We start from the raw sequence: 15101 nt of genomic DNA, 5'->3' as shown, positions 1-15101 counted from the left end.
CACCGAATGCCGTTTCCCCCGAGGGGCGGCCACGCGAAATGGAGTGGAGTCAGGACGGCCGCACGGGGCAGGGTGGGGCGGTGAGTGAACCATGGCCACACACCCTGACGTGGGCAGAAGTGGATCCGGCTCGTCATCCGTTCACGCTGGACCTCGGTGAGGGCGACGTCGACGGAGGCCCCGTCGAGGACTGGTGCTGCGCCTTTGACTCCGTGACGACCCCGGAGGAAACCGCCCCGCTGGTCGTCGGGGCCCTTCGGGAACGGCGCGGCTGGCTGGAGGACCTGGCGGAACGGTTCGCAGACCTGGCTCCGCCGGAAGGCACTCCGGTGATGTCGACTGACCATGGGCGCTGGGAGCGGGCATGCACCCGTCTGGTCACCACGCTGGCCGATCGCACCCGGGCCGAGAGCGGCTGGTACGGGCACTGCATGCAGGTCCTCCGATGGTTCCTCGCCGGCAACGGCATCGACGAGGGCCAGGCCCGGGAGATCGTCGAGAACGCGGTCGGCGGCCGGTTGGGCAGTTGGATCGCGCCTGAAGCTCCGGTGGTCGACGCGGTGAGCTCACGGTTCGCCGGAGGCGTGGGCGGCATCGGATGACTTCCGCGCCCGGCCCACCGGAGGACGGCCTTGCCGACTGGCTGCTCATCCGGCCGGAAGTCCCGTGGCCGTCCTGGCACGGCTCGGGTCTCGTCTCCGGAGCACCGGCCCGCGACGGCTTCCGGAACTTCTTCAGGGCGACGCGAGGCGGCCGGGACCGCGAGGGGACCGCACGGGTCCTGACCGCCCCCGACATGGCCTTCGCCGACGCCGAGCGGGGCAGGCCGCTGACCTTCGCGCTCATGGCGAAGTGGCAGCGTGCCGTGCTGGGCCGCGGCCCCGTCGGCTTCCGTCGGATGCCGGCCTTCGCGAAGGGAGGACGGGAGCGCTACGGCCTCGCCCCCGGCACACGGGCCCGGTTCGAGCGCTGTCTGGCCGAGAGCGCGACCGGATCCGCCCCTCCCGTCACGCGCTGCCCGGACCTACCTGGACGTCCTCTTCTTCCATCCGTTCGCGGACGGCAACGCACGTGCGGCCATGCTGGCATTGGCCTTCGTCCTGGCGAGGGAAGGCGCCCTGCTCGACCGGGTTCGTCCGTTGCAGACCACCAGATGGGCCGACGACGCCGAGGGCGCGGCCGATCTGGCGGTGCTGCTCGGAATCCTGCTCACCGCTGCGAAGCGGCGTCCGCCCCTCGGAAAGCAGTGCCGGACGGGCGCGCCCGCAGAGGAGGAGAAGGGTCTCCCGTCGACGAACGAGGGCGTGGAAGACCTGAGTCGGACCGGCCGAGGAGATCAGCCCCGCCGAGCCACGTCCACGTGCTGGTCCTGCCCCGGGGACATCCGCACCCTGACGGTCCCGCGGTCGTCGCGCCACCACCCGGAGCAGGCATCGAGCGGACCCCGGAAACGACGAAGACCCCACCCGATCTTTCCGATCGGACGGGATCTCCTCACCCTTCCTGAGCTGGCTCAAGAACGGTCTTTCCTTCTGCTTCTGTGGACCTGAGGGGATTCGAACCCCTGACCCCCTCGATGCGAACGAGGTGCGCTACCGGACTGCGCCACAGGCCCTTGCAACGAGTGGAACTCTAGCACTCCCGCGGCGGTGCCCGGAAATCCGCTCGGCCGACCATGACCAGCGGACCTGTGCCGCCGAGGGCGACCTCGCCCGCGCCCTACTCGTTGGCGGCGCGGGGACGCTCCTGGTCCTCGTACTGGTCGAAGAGCGGGGTGCGACCCCGTTCCCGCGAGCGTCGGGCGGAGGCGGCGCGCCGTGCGTCGGTCCGCTCCTCGCCCTCGTCCTCTCCCGTGCCGTCCGCGGGGACGTCGGCGCTCGCCCGCTGCGCGGTCGGCTCCGCGGCCGAGGACCGGGCGGAGCTCCAGGTGTCCGGGGCACCGAGGTCCACGCCGCCGGTGGCACGGGGCGCGACCGGTGCGGTCACGTAGGTGGGCAGCGGCACCGGAACCGGGTCCCAGCTGTCGCCGCGCACCGGCCCCCGTTGGCGCTCCCGCTGCTGGTCGACCCACTCGGCGTGGTCGGTCTGTTCCACGAGCGCCCGGCGGTCCGCCGCCAGGGCCGACAGCTCGGCGGCGAGCGGTGCTCCCGTCGACGGTGCGACCGGGCGGTCCGGGGCTTCGGCCGCGTCGGGGCGGGGGCGGCGGGGCTGCCGTTCGCGGAGCCGCTGGGCGGCGAGCTCCGCGCGCTGACGGTCCATGACGTAGGCGAACCGACGCCGCTCCTGGCGCCGCAGGTACACGATGTACGCGCTCAACAGCACACCGGGGGCGGCGGGCACCCAGAGGAAACCGAGACCGCCGACCGCGGCGACGAGGGCGCCCGCGGTGAACGTCAGGAAGAGCACGACGGTGGTGCGTCGGCGCCGGGCCAGCACCTTCGAGCGCCGGGCGCGCGCGGTGGCCTCGGCGGTGGCGCGGCGGGTGGGCGGCGCGGCCGTGCGCGCGGAGCGTGCGGCCTCCTGGCGCTCCGCTTCCGCACGGGCGAGTTCCTCCGCCCGGGCGGCCTCTTCGCGCTCCGCCTCCAGGCGGGCCGCCTCCTGACGGGCGGCGGCCTCCTCACGGGCTGCCGCCACCTCCTGCCGGGAGGGCCCCGGGGGGACGGCGAACGCCCGGACGTCCACCGAGTCGGTGGCGCCGTCCGGGGCGGCCCCGGGGGACGAGGTCTCGCCCTCGCCCGAACGCGCCCGCAGGAGGTCCTTGGCGTACCGGCGTTCCATGCCCGCCCGGCCGGACAGGAGTCGGATGGCCGTGCTGAAGCGCTCGGTCGGCCGGGCCTCGTTCAGCTCGTCCTGCCTACGGAGCCACATCGGCACCAAGTAGGCGGCCCAGGCCCCGACGATGACTGCGTAGATGAGGCCGCTGCTGCTCACGTCTCACACCGTAGAGGTGTTTGCGCGGGGGCATCCGCCAATTGGGGCGGTGTGTCGCACGATCTGGCTCATATTCCGAACTTTTTTTGCGACTGATGCGATCAGCGACTCGGCAAGTAGGGGCAATTATCCACATATGCACCATTTGCCGATCAAGGGAAGGTGATCCACTCACTCCACAGGACTCAAAATCGAACACTCATTCGTCACCCTGGGGTGGCTCGGCCGTCGACGGTGCGGCGCTGCCCTGCGGGGCGTGCTCCGCCCGGAGGGCCCGCGCCCGGTGCCACCGGGGCAGCAGCCCTTCCGGCACCTCTTCGGCGGTGAGGGCGAAGACCAGGTGGTCCCGCCAGCCGCCGTCGATGTGGAGGAACCTCGGGCGCAGCCCCTCCGACCGGAATCCGAGCTTCTCGACGACCCGGCGACTGGGCACGTTCTCCGGGCGGATGCAGACCTCGACGCGGTGCAGCCCCACCGTGCGGAAGCAGTGGTCGACGGCGAGGGCCAGCGAGGTCGGCATCACGCCCCTCCCTGCGACGGCCTCGTCGACCCAGTAGCCCACGTGTCCCGAGCACATCGACCCCCAGGTGATGCCGGCCACCGTCAACTGCCCGGCCAACCGCCCCTGGTACTCGATGACGAACGGCAGCATCCGTCCCGCGTTGGCCTCGGCCCGCAGATGACGGACCATCTGCCGGTAGGTGGGGCGATGGGCGATCGGACCGCTGGGGGTGGGCGGCGGGATGGTCGCCTCCCACGGGCGCAGCCAGTCGCGGTTGCGCCGGTTGACCTCGCGCCAGGCGCGCTGGTCACGCAGCTTGATGGGACGGAGGGTGAGCTCGCCGTCCACCAGTTCGACGGGCCAGGAGGAGCCGTTCAGCGTGGGCCCCCGGTCGATCCGGCGTCCGTCGCCGCCGAGGGGTGGTCCCCACCGCGCAGTTGGTCGACGGCGTGCGTCAGGAGCGGTTCCAGTACGGCCAGTCCGTCCCGGACCCCGCCGGTGGACCCCGGCAGGTTCACGATCAGCGTGCGGCCGGCCACCCCCGCGATCCCCCGGGACAGCGCCGCGGTCGGCACCGTGCGGCGGCCGTCGGCGCGCAGGGCCTCGGCGATGCCCGGCACCACCCGGTCGACGACCCGCGCGGTCGCCTCGGGGGTGCGGTCGGTCGGCGAGACGCCCGTACCGCCGGTGGTGACGATCACGTCGAAACCGGCTGCCACGCCCTCCCTCAGCGCCGCTTCCACCGGGTCGCCGTCCGGTACCACCCGGGGCCCGGCGACGGCGAAGCCGAGGGCGCTCAGGCCCGCGGCGAGCAGGGGTCCGCCGCGGTCCTCGTAGACGCCCGCGGCGGCCCGCCCGGAGGCGGTCACGACCAGGGCCCGGTGCCTCCCGGGCGCCGGACCGGATGCCGTGCCGTCCGGCCCTGCGGGAGCAGCGCCCGAGGGCGCGTGCTCCCCGACGCTCACGTCCGGCTCCAGTCGCCCGAGGCGCCGCCGGTCTTCTCCTCCACCCGGACCCGGGTGATCACGGCGCCCTTGTCGACCGCCTTCACCATGTCGACGACGGTGAGCGCGGCCGCGGTGACCGCGGTGAGCGCCTCCATCTCGACGCCCGTCCGGTCGGTGGTGCGCACCGTGGCGGCGATCTCCACCGCGTCGTCGGCGACGGAAAGGTCGACCTCCACCCCGGACAGGGCGAGCGGGTGGCAGAGCGGAATCAGTTCAGGGGTGCGCTTGGCGCCCATGATGCCGGCGATGCGCGCCGTGGCGAGCGCATCGCCCTTGGGCAGGCCCGTACCGCGCAACAGGGCGACGACCTGCGGGTTCACCAGGACCCGTCCGCTGGCTCGGGCGGTGCGGGCGGTGACCTCCTTCGCCGAGACGTCGACCATCCGGGCCGCGCCGGTGGCGTCGAGGTGGGTGAGGTGACCCTCTGCGGAGGTGCCGGGGGTGTCCCCCCGGGGATTCGCGGTCATGTGCTGTGACGCTCCCGGTCCGGGCCCGCGCGACGCGGCGTGCGGAGCCTGTGTGCGCGCTACCGTACCGCGCGCGGGGAGCGCGTCACGCCCCAGGACCCGGCCGGACCGCAGGGGGCACCGGGCCGGTCCGGGGCAGGTGGGGGGCTCAGGAGAGCAGGACGACGTCCAGTTCGGTGCCGGGTTCCACCGCGGTGACCTCACGGGGGATCACGATCAGTGCGTCGGCGTGCGCGAGGGCGGCCACGAGGTGCGAGCCGGCGCCGCCCACGGGGGCCACCTCACCGGTGGTCGGGTCGTGGCGACCGCGGAGGTACTGGGTCCGTCCCGCGGGCGAGGGGACCGGACCGTCCGCGCGCAGCACCGCCCGGGTGGTGGGCCGGTGCACGTCGTCGAATCCGGCGAGCGTCCGGATGGCGGGGCGGACGAACAGTTCGAAGGACACGTACGAGGAGACGGGGTTGCCCGGCAGGGCCAGCAGGGGGGTGTGGTCGGGGCCGACCGCACCGAAGCCCTGGGGTTTGCCCGGCTGCATGGCGAGCACCCGGAAGTCGACACCGCCCGTGCCGCCGTCCTCGCCGAGGGTGGCGAGGGCCTCCTTGACCACGTCGTAGGCGCCGACGCTGACCCCGCCCGAGGTGACGACCAGGTCCGCGCGGATGAGCTGGTCCTCGATGGCGGTCCGCAGCGTCTCCGCGTCGTCGGTGACGGCGCCCACCCGGTAGGCGAGCGCCCCCGCTTCCCGGGCTGCGGCCGTCAGGACGTAGCTGTTGGAGTCGAAGATCTGCCCCTCGCCCAGGGCCTCCCCGGGCTGCACGAGTTCGCTGCCGGTGGAGAGGACCACCACCCGCGGTCGGGGGCGCACCCGCACGGTGCCCCGGCCGATCGCCGCGAGCAGGGCGATCTGCGGTGCGCGGAGCACGGTGCCGGCCGCGAGCGCCAGCTCGCCGGCGCGCACGTCGCTGCCCTGTGCACGGACGTGCGCTCCGGGCGCCGCCCCTCGGAAGACGCGCACCTGACCGTGCGCCCCTTCGGGAGCCGTGCTGCGGGCGCGCATCCCGGTGACCCGTCCGGCCCCGAGGCCCCCGTCCGTCCACTCCACCGGGACGACGGCTTCGGCCCCCGCCGGGAGCGGGGCGCCGGTCATGATCCGGGCGGCCTGTCCGGGCCCGACCGCGGGCGGGCCGCCGCGACCGGCGGCGATGTCGCCGATCACGGTGAGCACTGCCGGGAACGCGTCGTCGGCGCCGGCGACGTCGGCCGCGCGGACCGCGTACCCGTCCATGGAGCTGTTGTCGAACGGCGGGAGCGAGACGGGCACCACCACGTCGTCGACCAGGACGCAGCCCTGGGCGTCGAGGAGCTGGAGTTCGATGGGGTCCAGGGGACGGACGGTCCCCAGGACGTCCTCCAGGTGCTCGGCCACCGTCCAGACGTGGTCGCGGCCGGTGGTGTCGGTGTTCGTCCCGCTCACGTCGCTACATCTCCTCGGTGACGTACCCGCGCAGCCAGGTCCGGAACTCCGGGCCCAGGTCCTCACGTTCGCACGCGAGCCGGACGATGGCACGGAGGTAGTCGCCGCGGTCGCCGGTGTCATAGCGGCGGCCCGTGAAGACGACGCCGTGCACCGGGCCGCCGACCTTCTCGTCCGAGGCGAGCTGCTGGAGGGCGTCGGTGAGCTGGATCTCGCCGCCGCGGCCGGGCTCGGTGGTGCGGAGTATCTCGAAGATGTGCGGGTTCAGGACGTAGCGCCCGATGACGGCGAAGTTGCTGGGCGCGTCCGCGGGATCGGGCTTCTCCACCAGACCGGTCACCCGGACGACGTCGGCGTCCGCGGTGGCCTCGACGGCGGCGCACCCGTAGAGGTGGACCTGTTCGGGCGCGACCTCCATCAGGGCGATGACGCTGCCGCCGTGCTGTTCCTGGATGTCGACCATGCGGGCCAGCAGCGGGTCGCGGGGGTCGATGAGGTCGTCGCCGAGCAGCACCGCGAAGGGCTCGTCGCCGACGTGCGGGGCCGCGCAGAGGACGGCGTGGCCGAGGCCCTTGGGGTCGCCCTGGCGGACGTAGTGCATGGTGGCCAGGTCACTGGACTCCTGGACCTTCGCCAGTCGTGCCCGGTCGCCCTTCTTGGTGAGGGCTTCCTCCAACTCGTAGTTGCGGTCGAAGTGGTCCTCCAGCGGGCGCTTGTTCCGCCCGGTGACCATCAGGACGTCGTCCAGTCCGGCGGCCACGGCTTCCTCGACCACGTACTGGATGGCCGGCTTGTCCACCACCGGCAGCATCTCCTTGGGAGTGGCCTTGGTGGCGGGCAGGAAACGGGTGCCGAGGCCGGCGGCGGGGATGACGGCCTTGGTGATTCTGGAGTTCGACTGAGTCATGGGCGTCACCCTAACCGGTGGCATTGCAGGGATTCTGTAGCTCTGCATATAAATGATCCGCATATGACAGGACAGGGAAAGGGGGTGTCCGCATGAGCGTGGCCGGGAGCGGTGCCGAGCCTGACAAGCGCGGATTGCGACGCCGCGTCCTCGCCGGAAGGAACGGGTTGCCGGAGGATGACGTGCAACGGGCGGCCGCGGTTCTCGCCGCCCGCGCACAGGAGCTCGGCGAGCTCTCCGGTGCACGCACCGTGGCCGCCTACGTCTCCGTCGGTGACGAACCGGGCACCCTCCCCCTCCTCGACGCCCTCCACGCGCGCGGGGTGCGCGTCCTCCTGCCCGTCCTGTTGGACGACAACGACCTCGACTGGGGTGCCTACCGGGGACCGGGGTCCCTCGCCGAGGTGCGCCGTCCCGGACGGATGACCCTGCGCGAACCGCACGGCCCGCGGCTGGGTCCCGACGCCGTGCTGGACGCCGGCGCCGTCCTCCTGCCCGGCCTCGCGGTCGACGACCGCGGCATGCGCCTGGGGCGCGGCGGGGGCTCGTACGACCGCGTCCTCGCGCGTCTGGCGCGCGCGGACGTCCGTCCGTTCCTGGTCGTCCTGTTGTACGACGACGAGATCGTGCCGCGGGTACCGGAGGAGGCGCACGACCGACCGGTGCACGCCGTGGTGACCCCCTCCGGAGTGCGCCGGTTCCGCACTCCGCCCACCCCGCCGCCCGTCGTCTGACACCTCGTCCGGCCACCGCCGGCGGTCATCCGGTTGACCCGCGCCGCCCGGACGGATGAGATCGCGTGCCCCCGGGCGGCACTCGACGGTTGGCCCGGTATGACGAACACGCTCAGGGCCTTCTCGACCGCCGCGGTGCTCGCCGTCGGCGCCGTGCTGACGGGTGCACCCGCCGCGGTGGCGGAGGGTGCGGTCGGTGCCGGCCCCGTCACCTCCGACCGCGTGGCGAGCGCCGCACAGACCGGTCTGGAAGTGCTCAGGACCTGCGGGCTGCCCACCGTCGCCGAACCCGGTGCCCTGGTCCGGAACTGCACCGACGGCTCCCTCGCCCGCTGATGCCCGTTCCGCCGGCCCCCCTTCCCCGGCGGACGCACGGTGGCCCTGCACCCGAGGGTGCAGGGCCACATACCTGTCTCCGGTCCGCCCCCGGCCGCGGCGCGGGGCCCGGTCGTGGCCCGGTCCGCCGCGGCCTCAGCGGGCCGGCCGCCTCACGGCCGCAGCGACAAGGTGTCCTGGGTGGCCGCCTCCACTGCCTTCTCGGAGAACGCCCAGTCGAGCAGTTCCCCCCTGGCCCACTTGTCCGTCTGGTCGCTGTAGTGACCGCTGTAGGCGTGGCCCGAGGCGCCCGTCAGGTTGATCCACTTGGATTTGTCCAGGTCGTCGAGGTTGACCACCATGCGCATCGACGGCACCCAGATGACGTCGAAGCCGCCCGCCGCGTTCCATCCGGTGGCGTTGACCGCCGCCTCGCCGCCGCCCAGGTTCCAGGGTCCCCGGTTGAGCGCGAACTTGAGGAAGCCGGGCCCCTCGGTGCCCAGGGTCTGGTTCTTCAGCTCCAGCTGGTGCAACCGCCCCCAGCTCCAGCTGTCGATGTCCTTGCCGAGTTCCTCGGTCAGCTCCCAGCGCGCGTCCTCCAGGGCCCGCGCGAACAACTGGTCACGGGCGTTGGCCTTGCTCTCGGGGTCCGTCTTCGGCGTCTTCCACCAGTCGTCGTCCCCGTCCTCGACGATCCCGCGGACCACCTCGAACCAGCGGTCGCCGCCGTCCGGCTGCGCCGAGTCCGCGTCCCGCTCACCGCACTCCAGCACCTTGACGTCCTCGTCGGCGGGGCCGGTGTTCTCGGCGGGCTCGACGCTCAGGCAGTCGCCCTTCACGCGCAGTTCCTTCGGAAGCTTGTCGCCGAAGCCGAGCTTGAGGACGTTGCGCCACACCGCGTTGAAGTAGGCGGCGGCGGCGGAGTCGGGGCTCTGGGTGTAGTTCCAGCCCTCCAACAGCTGCTGCGCCTCGCGGACGTGCTTGTCGGAGACGTTGATCTTGAGCAGCATCGGCGTCAGCAGTTCCGCGATCTCGCTGCTGTTGTCGGTCTGCATCTGCCGCATGTCCTCGGTGGAGATCTTCCCTCCGCCCTTGGTCTTCGACTCGATCAGGTCGTAGATGCGCTGGCTGCGCGCTCCGTAGCCCCAGTCGGTGGTGAGCTGGTGCGGGGAGGCGTCCGGGCCGACGACCGCCTGGTTGGCCGTCACGATGTACCCGCGCTTCGGGTTGTACTCGTAGGGCAGCGCGGCCTGGTCGACGTAGCCCGTCCAGCGGAAGTCGGGGTCCCAGCCGGGCGCGGGCAGCGAACCGTCGTGGCCCTCGGCGCGGGTGGGGATCCGCCCGGGCGCCTGGTAACCGATGTTGTTCTCGGTGTCCGCGTAGACGAGGTTCTGCGAGGGCACGTCGAAGTCGGCGGCGGCCTTGCGGAAGTCCTCCCAGTTCGCGGCCGTGTTCAGGGCGAAGAGCGCGTCCATGGACGTGCCCGGGGTCAGCGCCGTCCAGCGCAGCGAGACGCCGTAGCCGTCCCCGCGGTCGGGGGCGACGCTGGCGACGCTGGCCTTCTTGCCGACCGACACCAGTTCGTCGCTGCGGTCGGACAGCAAGGGGCCGTTCGCGGTCTCCCGGACGGTGATCGACTTCGACTCGCCCCCGGCGACGCGGATGGTCTCCTTGCGCGTCTTGAAGGGCACCACCTTGCCGTCGTACTGGTACCCGTCGCCGGTGAACTTCTCCAGGTAGAGGTCGGTGACGTCGGCGCCCAGGTTGGTCATGCCCCAGGAGATGTCCTGGTTGTGTCCGATGACCACGCCGGGCATGCCCGCGAAGGTGAACCCGGAGACGTCGAAGTTGCAGCTCTCGGAGACGTCACGGCAGTGCAGGCCCATCTGGTACCAGACGGAGGGCAGCTGGGGCGACAGGTGCGGGTCGTTGGCGAGCAGTGGCTTGCCGGTGATGGTGTGCTGACCGGAAACCACCCACGAGTTGGAGCCGATGCCGTTGCCGCTGGGCCCGAACACGGCCGGGATCCCGTCGAGCACGTCGGAGAGGCCGCCGAGTTGGCTCTGGAGGCCGTCGGGGGCCCGGGTGTCGCCGGCGAGGCCCGTGCCCGACCCGGTCTGTCCCCCCTGACCGGACTGCTGACCCGGCTGACCCGCCTGCTGCTGGCCCTGGTCCGCGCCCTGCGGACCGAAGGTCCCGGTGGTCGCGTCGTGGCCGCCCTCCTGGACGATCGGCTTGTTCCGCCCGTACGGATAACCGGGGTAGAGGTCCTTGATCTGCGAGGGGCCGAGGCGGCTGGTCATCAGGGAGCGGTCGATCTCGTCCTGCATGTTGCCGCGCAGGTCCCAGGCCATCGCCTTCAGCCAGGCCACCGAGTCCACGGGGGTCCAGGGCTTCGGCTTGTAGTCGTTGCGGAAGTCGAGGGCGGCGTACTCCAGGGAGAGCTCCTCGCCCTCCTTGCCGGCGAGGTAGGCGTTGACCCCCTTCGCGTACGCCTGGAGGTACTTCTTGGTGCTGGGCGCGAGCTTCTTGTCGTACTCCTCCTGCGCGACCCGGTGCCAGCCGAGGGTGCGCAGGAACTCGTCCGTCTCGACCTGGCTCTTGCCGAACATCTCGGAGAGCCGCCCCGACGTCGTGTGGCGACGGACGTCCATCTCCCAGAAGCGGTCCTGTGCCTGCACGTAGCCCTGGGCCATGAACAGGTCCTCGTCGGACGAGGCGTAGATCTGCGGAATGCCGTTGCCGTCGCGCTTCACGTCGACCGGGCCGGCGAGACCGGCGAGCTTGATGGAGCCCTTGGTCTGCGGGAAGGAGGCGCGGACCGTGCTCACGCTCCAGTACGCGCCGAAGCCCACGCCGGCGACGACGGCCAGCACCAGCACGATGACGAACAAACGGCCTTTGCGGCTTTTCTTCCTGACGGACCTGTCGGCCTGCTGGCCGGAGGAGGCGGTGGTGTTGGCGGGCATCGCTGTCCTTGCTGTCCTTCGCGAGCGTCAGGGCGGTCAATCCGGGCGGTGCGGTCTCAGGAGGCGTTCACGAGAACGCTGAAGCAACCATAGGCGCAGGGCACCTGCGGACCGGACACGGAGTCAGGGCGGTGAGCGCGGGACGGAGGTCCGCGCGCGTCAAGAGAGCGTTAACGATTAGGTAAGGTAACGAAGTACTCGCTGTGCGCAGAAAGGATTCGGCCCCTGACCGTCCACCACCTCAACCAGCTCCTGCTCGTCTGCTCACTGGTCCTGCTGATCGCAGTGGCGGCAGTCCGGATCTCCTCCCGCAGCGGGCTGCCGAGCCTGCTCGTCTACCTCGGCATCGGTGTCGCCATCGGCCAGGACGGCATCGGCAACGTCAGCTTCAACAACGCAGAGTTGACCCAGGTCATCGGCTACGCGGCCCTGGTCGTGATCCTCGCCGAGGGCGGCCTGGGAACGAAGTGGAAGGAGATCAAACCCGCACTCCCCGCGGCGGCCGTGCTGTCGACCGTCGGTGTCGCGGTGAGCGTCGGCATCACCGCCGCGGCGGCACACTACCTGGTCGGGTTGGAGTGGCGGCAGGCCCTCATCATCGGTGCGGTGGTGTCCTCCACGGACGCGGCGGCCGTCTTCTCGGTGCTGCGCAGGGTGCCCCTGCCGTCCCGGGTGAACGGCGTCCTGGAAGCCGAGTCCGGATTCAACGACGCACCCGTGGTGATCCTCGTCGTCGCCTTCTCCACCGCGGGCCCCGTCGAGGAGTGGTACGTCCTCCTCGGGGAGATCGGCCTGGAACTCGCCATCGGCGCCGCCATCGGACTCGCCGTCGGCGTCATGGGCGCCTACGCCCTGCGTCACGTCGCGCTGCCCGCGTCCGGGCTCTACCCGATCGCGGTCATGGCGATCGCCGTCACCGCCTACGCGGCGGGCGCCCTCGCACACGGCAGCGGCTTCCTCGCCGTCTACCTGGCGGCCATGGTGCTCGGCAACGCACGACTGCCGCACTGGCCGGCCACCCGCGGCTTCGCCGAGGGACTGGGGTGGATCGCCCAGATCGGCATGTTCGTCCTGCTCGGCCTCCTCGTCACCCCGCACGACCTCGCCGACGACATCGTGCCCGCCCTGGTCATCGGACTGGCGCTGACCGCGGTCGCCCGCCCGCTGGAGGTCGTCGTCAGCCTGCTGCCGTTCCGGATGCCGTGGCAGGAGAAGGCCCTGATGTCCTGGGCCGGACTCCGCGGCGCCGTGCCCATCATCCTGGCCACCATCCCCATGGTGAACGGAGTGGAGGACAGCCGCCGGATCTTCAACATCGTCTTCGTGCTCGTCGTCGTCTACACCCTGATCCAGGGCCCCACCCTGCCCTGGCTGGCACGGAAGCTCCGGCTGGGCGAGGGCACCGAGGCCGCCGACCTCGGCGTGGAATCCGCGCCCCTGGAGCAACTGCGCGGCCACCTGCTGTCCCTGAAGATCGTCAAGGGGTCCCGCATGAACGGGGTCGAGGTGAGCGAGCTACGGCTCCCCGCCGGCTCGGCGGTCACCCTGGTCGTCCGGGACGGCAAGTCCTTCGTGCCGCTCCCGAGCACCGTGCTCCGGCACGGGGACGACCTCCTGGTGGTCGCGACCGACCCGGTCCGGGACGCCGCGGAGGCACGCCTGCGCGCCGTGGGGCAGGGCGGAAAACTGGCCGGTTGGCTCGGCACCGGGGCGACGAAACCGTAGCCCCCGGGCACGGGGGCGTCCCGTACCACCGCCGGCCACGCCCCGGCCGCGGTACGGGAACGGGGACGGGGACGGCGGGCCGCGAGCGGGGGATCGGCTCCTCGTCCTCCGCTCGCCCGCTTGTCCCCGCCGGCTGCCTGTACCATGCTGGAAGACTTCTGATCGAACCAACTCTGCCTGATGCAGGGCTGGCGCGACCGTATGGCGGCCGGCCGCCACGACGCCCCCGCTGTGGGCGGGCCCCGGTATCTACCGCAGTTCTGCGCAAGAGGACAGCTCTCGACACCCGACTGCGGGGCGTTACCAGGCGGCAGAAAGGCACGGGCCGTGGCAACCACGGTCACCTCGGAGCCCGCCCGCCCGGGCTACCGACAGCTCCTGCGCACCCCGGGTGCCTGGACGTTCCTCCTCCCCGGTTTCGCTGCGCGCCTGCCGTTCGCGATGCTGATCATCTCGATCGTCCTGCTGGTCCAGCACACCACGGACTCCTACGGCCTCGCGGGCGCGGTGTCAGCGGTCACCGGCGTCTCCATGGCACTGTTCGCCCCGCTGAGCGGCACGTACGCGGACCGGTTCGGCCAGCGCGCGGTCCTCGTGCCCGTCGTGCTGGCGCACACGGCCTCGGTGGTCACGCTGACGGCACTGGCCTGGTTCGACGCCCCCGTCTGGGCCCTGTTCGTCGCCGCCGTCCCCACGGGTGCGACGGTTCCCCAGATAGGCCCCATGGTGCGTGCCCGCTGGGGGACGAAACTGCACGGGTCCCCCCTCATGACCACGGCGGCGGCGTTCGAGTCGGTCACCGACGAGCTGACCTTCGTCCTGGGCCCCCTGATCGCGACCGCGCTGTGCACCTCGGTCCACCCCGCCGCCGGCCTGCTCACCGAAGCGGGACTCACCCTGATCGGCGGCCTGCTGTTCGCCGCCCGGCGGAGCACCCAGCCCGTGCCGACGCGCGCGGCCGCCCGGCCCGGCGCCACCGCCTCCCGGGCCGGCACGGCGCACCCGTCCGCGCTGCGGGTGCCCGGCGTGCGGGTGCTGGCCATCGCCTTCGTGGGGATCGGAACGGTCTTCGGCGGCCTACAGGTCTCCCTCGCCGCCTACACCGAGTCGATCGGCGAACCGGGTCTCACCGGCGTCATCTACGGCGTCTTCGCCGCGGGCAACATGATCGCCGGCACCGTCTGCGGTGCCGTGGCCTGGAAGTCCGCTCCTCACCACCGTCTCGTGATCGGCTACCTCGCCCTGGCGGTCACCGCCTCCGGGCTGTGGGCGGCGCAGTCCCCCGTGCTGCTCGCCGGGCTCGGGCTCCTGGTCGGCATGAGCATCGCACCGGGGCTGGTGACCGGCTACACGCTCGTCGAACAGCTCGTCGCCCCCACCGCCCGCACCGAGGCGTTCACCCTGCTGACCGGTGCCGTGGCGCTGGGGCAGGCGGCCGCGGTCACCCTCGCCGGACAGTTGGAGGACCGGGCCTGGGAGGGTGCCGGCTTCCTGGTGCCCCTCGCGGGAACCATCTTGGCCCTGCTCGTCCTGGTGACCCTCAGGAACCGGCTCGCGCCGCCCGCCGACGAGCGGGGCCCGGCGCGTGGCGTCGGTCACCGCGTGCCGGTGTCGGTGGACTGATCCCGCGGAATACGTCACTATGGAACGTCGTTAGCACTCATCGAGTGAGAGTGCCAGGAGGAAGCAAGTGCCGACGTACCAGTACCAGTGCACCGAGTGCGGTGAGGGCCTCGAAGCGGTGCAGAAGTTCACCGATGACGCCCTGACCGAGTGCCCCAGCTGCGGTGGCCGCCTCAAGAAGGTGTTCTCCGCCGTCGGCATCGTCTTCAAGGGATCCGGCTTCTACCGCAACGACAGCCGGGGCTCCTCGTCGAGCAGCTCGCCCGCCGCGTCGAAGTCGACGTCCTCTTCGGACTCCTCGGGTTCCGACTCGTCCGGGTCGAGCAGCACGCCGGCCGCCGCGTCGAAGTCGACGTCCACCCCGTCGAGCACCAGCACGTCCGCCGCCTGACCACACCGCGGCAGGCCGCCGCACGAGGAGGACCCCGCCGTCCCGGACGCGGGGTC

Annotated in this window: 14 protein-coding genes and 1 tRNA gene; 7 read left to right on the top strand and 8 right to left on the bottom strand. The window is 72.1% G+C overall.

Annotated features, from left to right (window positions below):
* Positions 1–119: 119 nt before the first annotated feature.
* Together ACSMX9_RS17775 and ACSMX9_RS17770 are read left to right on the top strand one after the other, a co-directional pair.
* A complete protein-coding gene (locus ACSMX9_RS17775; RefSeq protein ID WP_445395073.1) occupies positions 120–602 on the top strand; it encodes a hypothetical protein in 483 nt (160 codons plus the stop codon).
* Positions 603–860: 258 nt separating this feature from the next.
* A complete protein-coding gene (locus ACSMX9_RS17770) occupies positions 861–1550 on the top strand; it encodes a Fic family protein (RefSeq protein ID WP_445395072.1) in 690 nt (229 codons plus the stop codon).
* On the opposite strand, the gene ACSMX9_RS17765 is transcribed toward ACSMX9_RS17770, so the two are convergent.
* The 7 genes from ACSMX9_RS17765 to galU form a co-directional block, all read right to left on the bottom strand.
* Positions 1542–1615, bottom strand: a tRNA-Ala gene (locus ACSMX9_RS17765). The genes ACSMX9_RS17770 and ACSMX9_RS17765 overlap by 9 nt on opposite strands.
* A 104-nt stretch (positions 1616–1719) precedes the next feature.
* Positions 1720–2931, bottom strand: a complete 1212-nt coding sequence (gene sepX, locus ACSMX9_RS17760; RefSeq protein ID WP_445395071.1) for a divisome protein SepX/GlpR — start codon at positions 2929–2931, stop codon at positions 1720–1722.
* Between the two features lie 199 nt (positions 2932–3130).
* On the bottom strand, positions 3131–3781 hold the full coding sequence (locus tag ACSMX9_RS17755; protein ID WP_445395070.1) for a GNAT family N-acetyltransferase: 651 nt from the start codon (positions 3779–3781) through the stop codon (positions 3131–3133).
* 26 nt (positions 3782–3807) lie between these two features.
* Complete coding sequence (locus ACSMX9_RS17750; RefSeq protein ID WP_445395069.1) at positions 3808–4398, bottom strand: MogA/MoaB family molybdenum cofactor biosynthesis protein; 591 nt, start codon at positions 4396–4398, stop codon at positions 3808–3810.
* Entirely contained in the window at positions 4395–4907 is a 513-nt protein-coding gene (gene moaC, locus ACSMX9_RS17745; protein ID WP_445395068.1) for a cyclic pyranopterin monophosphate synthase MoaC, read from the bottom strand. Before moaC ends, ACSMX9_RS17750 begins: the two co-directional genes overlap by 4 nt.
* A gap of 148 nt (positions 4908–5055) precedes the next feature.
* Positions 5056–6504 carry a molybdotransferase-like divisome protein Glp gene (gene glp, locus ACSMX9_RS17740; RefSeq protein ID WP_445395067.1) on the bottom strand — a complete coding sequence of 483 codons (1449 nt, stop codon included), beginning with the start codon at positions 6502–6504 and terminating at the stop codon, positions 5056–5058.
* Positions 6386–7288, bottom strand: a complete 903-nt coding sequence (gene galU, locus ACSMX9_RS17735; RefSeq protein ID WP_351241346.1) for a UTP--glucose-1-phosphate uridylyltransferase GalU — start codon at positions 7286–7288, stop codon at positions 6386–6388. Before galU ends, glp begins: the two co-directional genes overlap by 119 nt.
* 92 nt (positions 7289–7380) lie before the next feature.
* Between galU and ACSMX9_RS17730 the strand changes: the two genes are divergently transcribed.
* Together ACSMX9_RS17730 and ACSMX9_RS17725 are read left to right on the top strand one after the other, a co-directional pair.
* Complete coding sequence (locus ACSMX9_RS17730) at positions 7381–8022, top strand: 5-formyltetrahydrofolate cyclo-ligase (protein WP_445395066.1); 642 nt, start codon at positions 7381–7383, stop codon at positions 8020–8022.
* A 99-nt stretch (positions 8023–8121) separates the two neighbouring features.
* Complete coding sequence (locus ACSMX9_RS17725) at positions 8122–8358, top strand: hypothetical protein (protein ID WP_445395065.1); 237 nt, start codon at positions 8122–8124, stop codon at positions 8356–8358.
* Positions 8359–8510: 152 nt separating this feature from the next.
* Here ACSMX9_RS17725 and ACSMX9_RS17720 read toward each other — a convergent pair whose 3' ends face one another.
* Complete coding sequence (locus ACSMX9_RS17720) at positions 8511–11306, bottom strand: penicillin acylase family protein (protein WP_445395064.1); 2796 nt, start codon at positions 11304–11306, stop codon at positions 8511–8513.
* Between the two features lie 201 nt (positions 11307–11507).
* Here ACSMX9_RS17720 and ACSMX9_RS17715 point away from each other — a divergent pair, with 201 nt between their 5' ends.
* The 3 genes from ACSMX9_RS17715 to ACSMX9_RS17705 all read left to right on the top strand — a co-directional run bounded on the left by ACSMX9_RS17715 (position 11508) and on the right by ACSMX9_RS17705 (position 15045).
* Positions 11508–13031: a potassium/proton antiporter gene (locus ACSMX9_RS17715; RefSeq protein ID WP_445403016.1), complete on the top strand. Its 1524-nt coding sequence runs from the start codon at positions 11508–11510 to the stop codon at positions 13029–13031.
* A gap of 327 nt (positions 13032–13358) precedes the next feature.
* A complete protein-coding gene (locus ACSMX9_RS17710) occupies positions 13359–14654 on the top strand; it encodes an MFS transporter (protein WP_445395063.1) in 1296 nt (431 codons plus the stop codon).
* Between the two features lie 67 nt (positions 14655–14721).
* Positions 14722–15045: an FmdB family zinc ribbon protein gene (locus ACSMX9_RS17705; RefSeq protein WP_445395062.1), complete on the top strand. Its 324-nt coding sequence runs from the start codon at positions 14722–14724 to the stop codon at positions 15043–15045.
* The last annotated feature ends 56 nt before the right edge of the window (positions 15046–15101 follow it).

Source organism: Streptomyces sp. LE64, assembly GCF_052606915.1.
Note: the sequence above shows the minus strand (reverse complement) of the source record. Positions and strands in the feature narration are given on the sequence as shown.

Coding starts and splice junctions, on each gene's coding strand:
- moaC (WP_445395068.1), bottom strand. CDS start 4,907: ATGACCGCGAATCCCCGGGGGGACACCCCCGGCACCTCCGCAGAGGGT.
- glp (WP_445395067.1), bottom strand. CDS start 6,504: ATGACACCGGCGACCGCGGCGACTACCTCCGTGCCATCGTCCGGCTCG.
- galU (WP_351241346.1), bottom strand. CDS start 7,288: ATGACTCAGTCGAACTCCAGAATCACCAAGGCCGTCATCCCCGCCGCC.
- ACSMX9_RS17730 (WP_445395066.1), top strand. CDS start 7,381: ATGAGCGTGGCCGGGAGCGGTGCCGAGCCTGACAAGCGCGGATTGCGA.
- ACSMX9_RS17725 (WP_445395065.1), top strand. CDS start 8,122: ATGACGAACACGCTCAGGGCCTTCTCGACCGCCGCGGTGCTCGCCGTC.
- ACSMX9_RS17720 (WP_445395064.1), bottom strand. CDS start 11,306: ATGCCCGCCAACACCACCGCCTCCTCCGGCCAGCAGGCCGACAGGTCC.